The following is a 12,053-nucleotide window of genomic DNA, read 5'->3' as shown; positions in this document are numbered from 1 at the left end:
TGGCAGCCAACAGCACGGCACTGATGCTTTCAACGAATTTGCAAGATCATGAATACGAGAAGCCCGGCGCACCCGCCGGCCGCGCGGCTGTGGGTGTGCATCATTTGCGGCTGGATCTACAACGAAGCGGAGGGCGTGCCCGAAGACGGCATTGCCGCGCAAACGGCCTGGGAAGATGTGCCGGAGGACTGGGTCTGCCCATTGTGCCGTGTCGGCAAGCGCGATTTTGAAATGGTGCGCCTGTAGCCCTTGGGGACAACCGGCCCCGGGAACGAAAAAGGCGGCATGACATAGCCGCTCGAAGAGACTTAGGAACCGTGAAGACTATTGCCTGGAACGACACGCCCGTGCGAGATGCGCTGGCGGCTTTAAGGCGTGAGAAGCCATTTGTTTACGGCCTCACCAACTACATTGCGGCCAGTCTGAGTGCCAATGTGCTCCTCGCGGTCGGCGCGGCGCCGGCCATCGGCGCCGCGCTCGACTGGCCTGCGTGCTTTGCGGCCGGCGCCCGTGCGCTATGGATAAACGGTGCCGCGCTCGTGAGCGACGGGCCGGATGCGCTGCGCGCCGCGGCATGCTCGGCCCATGGAGCAGGCACACCCTGGGTGCTCGATCCTGTTGCCGTTGGCGCGGGCAGCGCCGCGTACGACGAGACGATACGCTCGCTGTTGACGTACAAGCCAGCGGTTATTCGGGGCAACGCGAGCGAGCTCATTTCCCTCGCGGGCGGCGAGGCGCCGGGCAAAGGCGTGGAGACGCAAGCCCGCTCCATCGACGCGCTGCCTTACATCCAGCGGCTCGCGCAGCAGACCTGCGCGGTCGTCGCGGTCAGCGGCGAAACCGACTACGTGACGGATGGCAGCGAAGTGGTTGCGATCGGTGGTGGCGACGCTCGACTTGCCCGTGTCACCGGCGCGGGTTGTAGCCTCGGTGCGCTGATCGCCGCGCTGCTTCCCGTGACACCTGCCGCCATCCAGGCCGCGAGCGCGGCTCACGCGATCTATGCCGTTGCGGCAGAGCGTGCGGCTGGGGTGCGCGGCACCGGCAGCTTTGGCGTGGCCTTTCTCGACGCGCTCTCCGAACTCGACCCTCACGCAGCCTGAGTGTGCGGCGCGCGCTTGCGGCTACGTGTCCTGACGTTTCCCGTCTTTCATGACCTGGCTCACTGGCTTGTCGGGCGCGAGACCGAGCACCTGGACCGCTATCTGCGCGATGCGCGCGAACACCGGGCCCGATACGTCGCCGCCAAAGTGCCGCGCGCCCTTCGGCTTGTTGACCGACACGGCGATGATGAGCCGGGGCTCTCGAATGGGAAGAATCCCGACGAACGACGCGCGGTAGGCGCTGTGGTCGTAGCCATGGGCAGTGGCGGTGTACGCCGTGCCCGTCTTGCCGCCGACACTGTAGCCCGGCACCTGTGCCTGCGGGGCGGTGCCCCCCTTCGCGACGACGCTCTCCAGCATGGCGCGCATCTCGTCGGCCGTGCGCTGCGTGAAAACACGCGTGCCGGCGGGCAACAGGCCTGAACGCTTGTATATCGAGAGCGGCATCATGGTGCCGTCATCGACGAAGACCGTATAGGCCTGGGCCAGTTGGACCAGCGAGACGGAAAGCCCGTAGCCGTACGACATGGTCGCCTGCTCAATGCGCCGCCAGTGCCGCCATGGCCTCACGATTCCGGGGGCGGCACCGGGGAATCCCAGCGCCGGACGATGACCGAGGCCCAGCGAGTCGTACATGCCCCAGATTTCCTCGGACTTCATCGTCAGCGAGATCTTCGTGGCGCCGATGTTGCTCGACTTCTGGATCACTCCGGCAACCGTGAGCGTGCCGAAGTTCGCATCATCGGTGATCGTTGCGCCGTCGAGCAGCAAGCTGCGATTGGTCTGCACGAGCGAATCCGGGCTCACGCGCTGCAAATCGAGCGCAAGCGATACCGTGAACGGTTTCATGATGGACCCCGGTTCGAAGACGTCGGTCACGGCGCGATTGCGCAGCGCCGCGCCGCGCAGTGCGGTCCGGTCGTTGGGGTCGTAGCTCGGGTAATTTGCGAGCGCGAGGATCTCGCCGGTCTTGCCGTCCACCACCACGGCCGAAGCGTTTTCGGCACCGCTTTGCGTGACCGCATCGCGCAAGGCCAACCACGTGGCACTCTGGATGTGGCTATTTAGTGCGAGGCGGATATCCGTTCCCGGACGCACCGGCGTGATATCGCCGAGATCCATCACGACGTGACCCACGCGGTCGCGCACGACCAGCTTTTGCCCATCCTCGGCGCGCAGCGTGGCATCGGCCGCGAGTTCGATGCCGTCTTCTCCGTTGCCGGAGAGTCCTGTGAAACCCACGTCCTGCGCCGTGACCTCGCCTTCCGGATAAACGCGTTGGTATTCGGGGCTCGCATGGATGCCAGGAATGCGCAGCGACTCGACCTGATCGGCGACGCTCAACGGAACGTCGTGCTTCAGGTAAAAGAATGAACGGTCATGGTCGATGGCTGCGTTGATCCGCTGCGGTGCGAGGTCCAGCAGGCGGGCAAGCGTTGCAAGCTTGCCGGGCGGCAGGTCGTCGGGCACTGCCGTTGCGTCGATCCAGATTGCCTTGACGGGTACGCTCGCCGCCAGAACAGCGCCGTTACGGTCCAGGATGCGCCCGCGCTGCGCGGGCACGTCGATCACGTGATCGACGCGCGAGTCTCCCTGCCGGCGATAGAAGCCATTGGCGGCGACCTGAATCCAGAACGCGCGCACGATGCAGGCTGCAAACGCCACAGTGATGAGCGCCATCACAATCGTAGAGCGTCCGCGGTGGGTGGTGCGATTGAGCACCGGGCTTTGATCAAAGGGGAGGTGGCGGGGCATGCGTGATCGGTAGGCCAGTTGGGCGTGCATTGGGCAATACGCCCGCCCGGTGCGAAGCCCGGGCGTGGATGCGAAATTACTGGCGCAACGCGTGGGGCGCAATGGCCGATGCGGGAAATCAGCTTTGCGAAATGTGGCCAGCCCGTCCTACTGATATGGATAACGAATGAATGTCACTTCATCGGCCAAAGCATGACGAGGAGCGGCACGACGAGTGCGGTGACGAGACCATTGAGGCCGATGCCGATGGCCGCAAAGGCGGCGGCGAGCCCGCTCAGCGGCGCAACCTGAGCAGCGGCGACGCCGCTGCCCGCGACGCCGGCGGCGAGACCGTGCGAACGCCAGTCGTCAACGCGGAACCAGCGCAGCACCGTGCCGCCGATCACGGCGGCAACGATGCCGCCTGCGATAGCGAGGGCAGCCGTGAGCGCGGGCACGCCGCCCACTTCCTGGGCGAGGGCCATCGCGATGGGCGTCGTGACGGACTTGGGCGCCATCGAAAGCGCCACCTCCCGGCCGCCGCCGAGGAACCATACGATGGCGACGCCGCTCACCGTCGACGTGAGCGATCCGGCGAGCAAGGCGAGGCCGAGGCCATGGAGGCTGCGGCGGATATGAGCCAGATTGAGTGCAAGGGGGATCGCGAGCGCCACCGTTGCCGGGCCGAGGAGGAAGTTGATGAACTGGGCGCCGGCAAAGTACGCCTCGTAGTGAGTGTTCGTCGATTCGAGTATCGCGACAACAATGGCGATCGCAATCAGGACTGGATTGGCGAGCGGCGATTTCCGGCATACGCGCTGAACGAGGAGGCCGATCGCGTAGGCGGCCAGCGTCAGCGTCAGCCACAGCAGCGGCGTCAGCCACAGCAGCGGCGTCAGGGCGAGCGGGGTCCATAGGTTGCGGAACATCAGTTGGCCTCCTCCTGACTGCCGGCGGTGCTCAGCTCGCGCATTTCCGAGCGGCGCATGATCCGGTGCATGACGACTCCCGTCACGACGAGCCCAAGCACCGTCGAGACAATGAGTCCCGCCACGATCGGAAACCATTCGCGTCGCAGCACGCCCAGCTCCGCGACGATGCCAACTCCCGCCGGCACGAACAGCAGCCCCATATTCGAAATCAATGTCGTCGCCGTTTGCTCGAGGGCGGATGGCTTGCCCGCGGTGGGGGCCAGCCACCGGCGCGCCGGGCCGATGAGCGCGAGTGCGAGGAGGAACATGCCGATTACCGGGCCCGGCAAGGGCAAATGCAGAACACGTCGCAGCACTTCGGCTATGAGTTGCGTTCCGACCAGGATGGTCAGTGCGAATGGCATGAGTGGGCTCTTCCGTTCAAGGTAGCGGAAATGGCATTGCTCGTGGATTTCCGGATTGCAAGCTCCAACGTATGGCGCGACGAAGTCATCCGAAAGCCGGACCGTCGAATTGACCTTTGCGCAAAGGGGCTTGACGGATCCGGAAGCGTTGCCGCAAGCGGCCATAGCGCCGCCGCCGCTGAAGCGCGACCCGCCGCCGGGCTTGCTCGTCCCGCCACTTAATAGCGCCTGGCGGGACCCTCTCCGCGCTACCGGGGCCTGCCACGCAGGGCTCAATGGTGTAGGTAGATCGGGGGAGAGTACGACGACACTTCGACATCGTGCATTTGCCCTGTTTGCGCCTGCCCGGCGCTCGACGTCCCGCTGGCGCTTCCACCGTATCCGCTTGCCGCACTGTTCATTTTTGCGACCTTTGCTTCGGCAGCCTGAATGTCGTCTGGGTAGTGCGGATCCGAGCCTGCGCCAGGGCGCCATCCGGTGCTCTCGAGTTGCACGAGTTCAGCGCGCACTTGCGCGCGGGTGATTGGGCCGTTCGATTGCGCGAATGAAACGATCGGGAAGATGAGCGTGGCGAGCGCCATGGCGCGGGTAAGCGATTTCACAACGATTGACTCCGTAAATGTGGCTGGCGATTGATGTCCAGATTCGACAGCCCGAGTGTAGGGAGATCGCTCTGGATGTTTAACCCCCATGCCGCAAAGGAATTTTTTCGACAAGGAATGGAATTGCGTATCCGCGCTATGGACCCGGATGCTCCATGGGCCCGGCTTCCGGTTAATAAGGAAACCGTTGGAATATCGCCCTGCGCCGCGAGCGATCCTGAGTCGTAGCGGATCTCACGCCTGTTGCATTTGAAACCAGGGGGCAGTCTGACGAAAGATCTCCGAAACAGGCATCTGTTGAGATGACATGTGGGTGATGGGAATCCGCACTGCCAATGTGTGACAACAGTAAAGGTCGATGGTGGAAGATCGAAAGAGGGTCCTGGTGATGGAGGACGACGTGTCGATGCGGGCGCTGCTCTCGCTCACGTTGCGAGACGCGGGCTACGACGTCGTGGAGGCGACAAGCGCCGGCCTGCCCGACTTTCGTCCGGGTCCGGTCGATCTTGCGGTGGTCGATATCAATCAGCCAAAGGCGATGGATGCGAAGCGAATCGCTTGCGTTCGGCGTTGCTTTCCTTCGGTACCCGTAATCGCGATCTCTGGCTATTTTCCGACACAGGTTCACGCCACGTCGATGCTTGCCCGCCGGTTGGGCGTGGAGCAGGCGCTGGCCAAGCCGTTCAAGCGCGAAGTCTTGCTGCAAGCCGCTGCGGCGTTGACCGCAGGGGCGCGCGAATCGCGCTGAGCGGCCGCCGCGCGGCGTTCAGCGCGCCGTGGACACCTCCGGTGGGGTGGGGGGCGGCAGGTCGGGCAGCAGGTGCTTCAGCGTGCGCGCCAGCTCCGCCCTGGGCAACGGCTTGCGCAATTGCACATTGACGCCTGCCTCGCGCGCCTGCGCTTCGAGCGCGGGGCTGCTGAATCCGCTGACAAGGATGATGGGTATGTCTGCGCGAAGCGAGCGTATCATCCGCGCGAGTTCGACGCCGGTCACCCCGGGCATGGTCTGGTCCGTAACGACCGCGTCGAAGCGTTGAGGGTCGGCCCGAAAAGCCTGCCACGCCGCGTTGCTGGAGACGAAGCCTGCAGGTTCATAGCCCAGTTCCGCGAGGCGCTCTTCGCCGATTCTCACGAGCGCTTCCTCATCGTCGACGAGCAGGATTGCCTGCCCTTCACCGTAAGGGCAGCCCTTGTCGTCCTCACGCGGTTGACTGGCGAGCGAATCGGTTGTCGGTAGCAGAAGCTCGAATCGGCTTCCTGCGCCAACCGTCGTCGTTACGTCGATTCCTCCGCCGTATTCGCGAACGATTCCGTCCACGAGCGCGAGTCCCAACCCCGTTCCCTCGCCTGCCTTGCGCGTCGTGAAGAAGGGGTTGAAGATGCGTTCGAGGAGGTCGGGCGCCATGCCAACGCCGCTATCGGATACGGCGAGCCGCACGAAATGCCCCGCTTCCACGGCAATGTGCGAAAGCGAGCGCGCGGCGCCCAGATCCAGCGTGTCCAGGACTACCTTGAGCGTTCCGCCGGCCGGCATCGCGTGGACCGCATTCGCGCAAAGGTTCATCACCAACTGGTCGATATGCGCCGGATCGCCTTCGATGCGGGCCTCCGGTGCGTTCAGTTCGACTTCCAGCCGGATGCCGGCAGGAAGGCGCACCTTCATCGCTTCGATCGCGTCATGGACGACGGGCTGAACGTGTACGGGCTGCCGGGTCGTCAGTCCGCTGCGGCTGAAGGTGAGAATGCGCTCGACCAGCGCGCGCGCGCGGTCCGCCGATTTGAGAACCTGCGCGACATAGCGCTGCTGCGGTGTCTCGTCCGCGAGGGCCTGGAGCGCGAGTTCGCCATAGCCGACGATCGCGCCGAGGATGTTGTTGAAGTCATGGGCAATGCCGCCGGCGAAGGTGCCCAACGCCTCCAGCTTCTGCGACTGCCTCAGCTGGCTTTCGAGCAGACGGCGCGCCTGTTCGTCTTCGCGGCGCTGGGTGACATCCTCCACGGTCGCCACGATGACATCTTCCTGGCGTGCCGGATCCTTGCTCGACGCCTCCTCCGACACAGTCACCAGCGCGAGGCGCACGTCGGCCCAGACGGTGTATCCGTCGCGGTGCTGGTAGCGCTTTTCGAAGCGAACGCTCTGCAAGCCGCCTTGCAGCAGCCGTTCGAAATGTTGCCGGGTAAGCTCGACATCCTCGGGGTGCGTGATGTCGGTCGCCGACAGGTTCTTGAGTTCCGCCGAAGAGTAGCCGACCATGCGTTGAAAAGCGGGGTTGGTGGCGAGGTATCGCCCGCGACGCCGCAACAGCATGATTCCCGCCGGTGCGTTGTCGAACACGGCCCTCCAGCGTTGCTGGCTCGACTGGAGCCGGTGCGTGAAGCGTCCGAGTTGCTGCAGCCGCCTCATGAGCGCGATGCCGAGTCCCACCACGAGGAGCGACAATGCACCGGTGGCCATGAAATCGTAGATCGTGGATACGCGCCATGTCTGAAGCACCAGTGCCTCGTCTCGGGTGACGTCGACCGCCAGCTGGAATCCGGGCACCTGCTTGCGGGCGGAGAGTACTGGCCGCCCAAGCCCGCCTGCTTCCTTTCTGCTTTCGGACGACACGACCGGTGCGCCGTCCTCGCGCAGTAGCGTGATGCCGGTGCCTTCGTCCGAATCGACCCGCCTGTAAAAGTCGCGAAAGTAGCCGTTCTCGATCAGCGCGACCACGGCGCCCGCGAATCGGCCATGTTCGTCCTCCAGACGGCTGGCCATCGCAAACGTGGGCCGACCGTCGACTATGCTGACGAGCGGCTCGCTCACCACCAGCGCGTTGCCCGATGCGCGCTGCACGGCCCTGAAGTAAGCCCGCTGTGAAACGTTGGCGGCGGGGCTGCCGGGGAGGGTCGTTGCTATCCGCCGGCCAGTGGCATCGACGATGTCGAGTTGCCTGACTTGGGGTACGCCGGCCATTTCCTCGCGAAGAAAGCGGTTCGCCGCCTCCTGGGAGTCCTGTGCGATCTTTGCGTCGAGCGCCCAGCCGGAGGTGCGCCGAAGAATGAATTCGACGCCCTGCAAGGAGCGGGCGGTTTGCTCCGCCAGTGCGCTTGCGAGGCTGGACAGTTCCCTGCCGTTGGACTGGAGCACCAGTTGGCGCGATCGAAGGCTTTCCGTGACGGCGCCGATCCACAAAAGGACCACGATCAGGCATCCGCCCGCCGCCAATAGCCTGTACCGGTGCGGCCACGCAAACCGGCGCCTGATTCTTTCGGTGCTCATCGAGGCTTTGGTGTTCAGTTAGAAACGGTCAGACAAACGCGGGCCACCTCGTATTGCTTCGAGTCATCCGACGTAGAGGGGGCAGTGTCGTATTCCGGCGGAAACATTCCTGCGAACCGGTATTGCATGTGAAACTCAGGCGATGCGGCGAGAAAGCTGCGGGTCAGCGTTTTTCCCACTCGACCTGGGCGGGCAGCTTGTCCACCTGCGCGGTAAAGACGTAGCCCGCGCCGCGTTCGGTCTTGATGTAACGAGGGTTCGACGGGTCTTCCTCGATTTTTCGGCGCAGCCGCAGAATTTGCACATCGATTGCGCGGTCGTAGACCTCGTCGTAAAGCCGGCTCGATTCGAGCAGTTGATCTCGCGTCAGGACCATGCCGGGCGAAGCGAGAAACGCGGCGAGCAGCGAAAACTCGCCGTTGGTCAAGCCCACCGGTTCGCCGGCTGGGGAGAGCAGGCGTCGTGTGTTGATGTTCAGTTCCCAACCGGCGAAACGGTAGCCTCGCGCATTGGCCTGCCGCCCGGTGGCAACCTGGGCGGTCTTCGATCGGCGCAGAAGGGCGCGAACGCGCGCCAACAGTTCGCGGCAACTGAACGGCTTGGTCATGTAGTCGTCCGCACCCAGCTCCAGCGCCATCACACGGTCTGCCTCTTCCTTTCGGCCCGAAAGAATCAAAATGGGGAGCGTTGATTGTTCACGAATGCGGCTGGCGATTTTCATACCGTCTTCGCCCGGCATGCGCAAATCCAGAATGATCAGATCGACAGCACCGTTCCTGAGCGTGACCGCCATTTCCGTCCCGTTCGCCGCCGCGGAGACGCGGAAGTCGTTCTGTCCGAGGTACTCGGTCGTGACGTCGCGAATGGCGGGATCGTCATCGACGATGAGGATGTGAGGCAAGGTGACGTCGACCATGACTGAAAAGCTCGAGACAGTGAATGCCTGGCGGGTTAGCCCATGCGATCGGCGGTTGCCGGTTCGCGTTGCCGATCGTTCAGACAACGTTGCGTAAGGAAGGTCAGCCTGCTGATTTGACTGTACGCGGATTTTAACGGTTGTGCGGAATCAGCATCAACACCGTCGCCAACGTTATCCGCATTGCGTGGATCGCGCAATCGGCGAGCGGTGCGCAAATGCATCCGTCACCTATTACGGATGTCATTCTGAGTCGACGCTGCAACGCACCTTAAACAGCAATTGATGATGGCCTCCTCGGGGGACCGGCGATTGCCGTGAACCGCCCCGGGGTTTGGTGGGGGCTCTAACTCTTGAGAGCTTCATCGCCCAATAACGTTCGGATCAGCCAAAACTGTACCGGGGCTTTCCTCTCCTTCCGGAAAAGTCCCCTTCGGAGGTGCGCCTTAATCTTCGGCAGCTACTTAATTAGACTGTAGTCACTGGTTTACGAACAGGGCTGTTCGTAGCAGAACTGAACAAAGTCTGAGGTAAGTAACATGAAGTCCCTTATTCAAGCTGTTGTCGTTGCCGCTGCCCTCGTTGCTCCGGTTGCTGTATTCGCTCAATCGAACCAGCCCATCACCCGGGCGCAGGTACGCGCGGAGCTGGTCCAGCTCGAGAAGGCTGGCTATCACGTCGGCGACGGTGACAACACGACGTATCCCGTGCAAATTCAAGCAGCTGAAGCCAAGGTTGCTGAGCAGCAAACCGCCGCAAATGGCGGGTACGGTGGTGCTGTGAGTGGTTCGTCTGACGCAGGACGCTCCGCAGTGTCGAAGACCGACTTCAACTCGACGTACAGCCATCATTGATGCATTGATCCCGGACGCACGGGCAGGATGTCAAAAGTGTCTGGCCTGAGCATGGCAGGCTGAGCGCGCACCACCCCAGCGCGTTCTTGTTTAAAGAACTGGCTCGCTAGCGCGGCAATGTCCGGCAGTGGGCCAGCTTCCATTCGAATACCTCCGCCATTGGCCCCCTCCGATGGCTTCGCCCGGGCCTTCGCGGTCCGGGCGCTTTTTCCGACGCCGGACGGGTACGGGCAGCTATCGCACGCGGTACGGCGACCACCGTTAAGCGGGCCGGTGCCGAGTCACTACCCGGCAACCCCAGCGCGGCCCCGAGGCTGCGCTCATACGTGAGCCCACCGTTCCATAGAGAGCGTTTGCTTCAGATTGGGATCGGGGACTCATGAAGCGATTCGTTGAGTCCCGCATAATGGCCTTCGGCGATCGGCCTCTCGAATCGGAAAGCATAGGTCTTGCCTCCTGAATCGGCATGCGGCTCAGCAAGACGTGCTGTCGGAATCTAGAATTCTTCGGCTGAAACACTACGGACACGACGTTCAAACGGAGAGAGAGGCGGAAACCCGTGAGCACGGGGAAGGGCGTGTGTCCGGGTGATTAGCTGTGGGCAACGTATGGTTGGACCATCTTGCGCGGGTCCACGATCCGATCGAACTCGGCTTCCTGGACGTAGCCGAGCTTGAGCGCCGCTTCCTTGAGCGTGAGGTCGTTGTCATAGGCGTAATGCGCGATCTTCGAAGCCTTGTCGTAACCAATGACCGGCGAGAGGGCGGTGACGAGCATCAGGGAGCGGTCCACGTACTCCTTGATCTTCTTCAGGTTCGGCTTTGTGCCTTCCACGAGAAACTTGCGGAAGTTCGTGCACGAGTCCGTCATGATCGTGATCGAGTGCGTGATGTCGAAAATGATGAGCGGCTTGTACACGTTCATTTCCAGGTAGCCGCTTGCGCCGCCGATTCCTGCGGAAACATCGCTGCCCATTACATGCGCGGCCACCATGGCGAGCGCTTCCGCCTGCGTGGGATTGACCTTGCCGGGCATGATCGATGAGCCCGGCTCGTTTTCCGGAATGATCAGTTCCGCAAAGCCGGCACGGGGGCCGCACGACATCAGCCGGATGTCGTTGGCGATCTTGTAGAGCGACACGGCCAGCGTGCGCATCGTACCCGAGAGGTGAACGAGCGCATCGTGGGCGCCCTGCACGGTGAACTTGTTGGGGGCGGTCACGAACGGCAGGTTCGTGAGACGCGCAATTTCCGCGGCAACCGCGGCCGCGAACTGCGGCGTTGCGTTCAGGCCGGTGCCCACCGCCGTCCCACCGAGGGCAAGTCGGTAGACGCCCTTGAGCGCATCGTCGAGCCGTTCGAGGTTGTCGGTCAGCATGCCCTCGTAGCCGGACCACTCCTGACCAAGCGTGATGGGCGTCGCGTCCTGCATGTGGGTGCGGCCGATCTTGACGATGTCCATCCAGTCCTTCGCCTTCGCGCCGATGGAATCGCGCAGGTTCGCCACGGCGGGCGTCAGGCGCTGCTTGACGTTGATCGCGGCTGCCATGTACATGGCGGTGGGGAACGAGTCGTTGGACGACTGCGACATGTTCACATGGTCATTAGGATGCACGGGCGTCTTGCTGCCGAGCGGCGTGCCCGCGATCTGGCAGCAGCGGTTCGAGATCACCTCGTTGACGTTCATGTTGAACTGGGTGCCGCTGCCGGTCATCCACACGTGCAGCGGAAACATGTCCTGGTGCTGGCCGGCGAGGATCTCGTCGCATACCTTGACAATCAGGTCCTGCTGCTCGGCGCCGAGGCGCCCTTGCGCGAAATTCACGTTGGCGGCCGCCTTCTTGACGAGTGCGTACGTGGCGATCATTTCGCGCGGCATCAGATCCCCGCCGATGCTGAAGTGCTCCAGGGAGCGTTGCGTCTGCGCGCCCCAAAGCTTGTCCGCCGGAACGTTGACGACACCCAGGCTGTCCGTTTCCTGCCGGAAGGCGTTGGCCGACCCGGCGGCTCCTTCGCCGGAGCGCTGGGCAAGTGCGGCACCGCTCGTCAGGGCGAGCGAGGCGAGCAGCGTCGACTGCATCATTTCTCTTCGGTTCATGTTCGTAATTTGGCCTGGTCGTTGAAAGGATGTCCGGCTGGGAAAGCCCACATTTCGAAGGCAGTGCCGCAACGGCGATCCTTCGGCCCATGCACGCAGCCTGCGCGCCTGTGGCGGATTCGTTGCGTCGGACCGCGTCCGATGGGGAT

12 protein-coding genes are annotated in these 12,053 nt (G+C 63.3%); 5 read left to right on the top strand and 7 right to left on the bottom strand.

All coding sequences use genetic code 11. The annotated features are described in order from the left end of the window. The first annotated feature begins 48 nt into the window (after nucleotides 1-48). Both AB3X98_RS37485 and thiM read left to right on the top strand, forming a co-directional pair. The gene (locus AB3X98_RS37485) at nucleotides 49-246 is read left to right on the top strand and encodes a rubredoxin (protein ID WP_254317423.1); all 198 of its coding nucleotides are present in this window, start codon (nucleotides 49-51) and stop codon (nucleotides 244-246) included. A gap of 71 nt (nucleotides 247-317) precedes the next feature. After that, a complete protein-coding gene (thiM, locus tag AB3X98_RS37480; protein ID WP_368605316.1) occupies nucleotides 318-1,103 on the top strand; it encodes a hydroxyethylthiazole kinase in 786 nt (261 codons plus the stop codon). A gap of 21 nt (nucleotides 1,104-1,124) precedes the next feature. On the opposite strand, the gene AB3X98_RS37475 is transcribed toward thiM, so the two are convergent. From AB3X98_RS37475 to AB3X98_RS37460, 4 genes are all read right to left on the bottom strand, one after another. Continuing rightward, the gene (locus tag AB3X98_RS37475; protein ID WP_368605317.1) at nucleotides 1,125-2,783 is read right to left on the bottom strand and encodes a peptidoglycan D,D-transpeptidase FtsI family protein; all 1,659 of its coding nucleotides are present in this window, start codon (nucleotides 2,781-2,783) and stop codon (nucleotides 1,125-1,127) included. Nucleotides 2,784-3,031: 248 nt separating this feature from the next. Continuing rightward, nucleotides 3,032-3,766 (bottom strand): LrgB family protein, encoded by a 735-nt coding sequence (locus AB3X98_RS37470; RefSeq protein ID WP_368605318.1) that lies wholly within the window; start codon nucleotides 3,764-3,766, stop codon nucleotides 3,032-3,034. Continuing rightward, entirely contained in the window at nucleotides 3,766-4,173 is a 408-nt protein-coding gene (locus tag AB3X98_RS37465; RefSeq protein WP_368605319.1) for a CidA/LrgA family protein, read from the bottom strand. The genes AB3X98_RS37470 and AB3X98_RS37465 overlap by 1 nt, the downstream gene beginning before the upstream one ends. Nucleotides 4,174-4,445: 272 nt before the next feature. After that, on the bottom strand, nucleotides 4,446-4,781 hold the full coding sequence (locus tag AB3X98_RS37460; protein ID WP_368605369.1) for a DUF4148 domain-containing protein: 336 nt from the start codon (nucleotides 4,779-4,781) through the stop codon (nucleotides 4,446-4,448). A 382-nt stretch (nucleotides 4,782-5,163) separates the two neighbouring features. On the opposite strand from AB3X98_RS37460, the gene AB3X98_RS37455 reads away from it, so the two are divergent. Next, entirely contained in the window at nucleotides 5,164-5,523 is a 360-nt protein-coding gene (locus tag AB3X98_RS37455; protein WP_254317475.1) for a response regulator, read from the top strand. 18 nt (nucleotides 5,524-5,541) lie between these two features. On the opposite strand, the gene AB3X98_RS37450 is transcribed toward AB3X98_RS37455, so the two are convergent. Both AB3X98_RS37450 and AB3X98_RS37445 read right to left on the bottom strand, forming a co-directional pair. Then, on the bottom strand, nucleotides 5,542-7,983 hold the full coding sequence (locus tag AB3X98_RS37450) for a PAS domain S-box protein (protein ID WP_368610407.1): 2,442 nt from the start codon (nucleotides 7,981-7,983) through the stop codon (nucleotides 5,542-5,544). Nucleotides 7,984-8,200: 217 nt separating this feature from the next. After that, entirely contained in the window at nucleotides 8,201-8,953 is a 753-nt protein-coding gene (locus AB3X98_RS37445) for a response regulator (protein ID WP_254317416.1), read from the bottom strand. A gap of 539 nt (nucleotides 8,954-9,492) precedes the next feature. Between AB3X98_RS37445 and AB3X98_RS37440 the strand changes: the two genes are divergently transcribed. Both AB3X98_RS37440 and AB3X98_RS37435 read left to right on the top strand, forming a co-directional pair. Next, a complete protein-coding gene (locus AB3X98_RS37440; RefSeq protein ID WP_254317415.1) occupies nucleotides 9,493-9,807 on the top strand; it encodes a DUF4148 domain-containing protein in 315 nt (104 codons plus the stop codon). Nucleotides 9,808-10,290: 483 nt separating this feature from the next. Further along, nucleotides 10,291-10,398, top strand: a complete 108-nt coding sequence (locus tag AB3X98_RS37435; RefSeq protein WP_368605321.1) for a helix-turn-helix domain-containing protein — start codon at nucleotides 10,291-10,293, stop codon at nucleotides 10,396-10,398. Here AB3X98_RS37435 and fumC read toward each other — a convergent pair whose 3' ends face one another. Continuing rightward, nucleotides 10,399-11,904 (bottom strand): class II fumarate hydratase, encoded by a 1,506-nt coding sequence (gene fumC, locus AB3X98_RS37430; protein WP_368605322.1) that lies wholly within the window; start codon nucleotides 11,902-11,904, stop codon nucleotides 10,399-10,401. Between the last annotated feature and the right edge of the window lie 149 nt (nucleotides 11,905-12,053).

It is taken from the genome of Paraburkholderia sp. BR14312 (assembly GCF_040948675.1).
Taxonomy (GTDB): domain Bacteria; phylum Pseudomonadota; class Gammaproteobacteria; order Burkholderiales; family Burkholderiaceae; genus Paraburkholderia; species Paraburkholderia nodosa_A.
The sequence above is the reverse complement of the archived record's forward strand: the minus strand, read 5'-3'. Positions and strand labels throughout refer to the sequence as shown.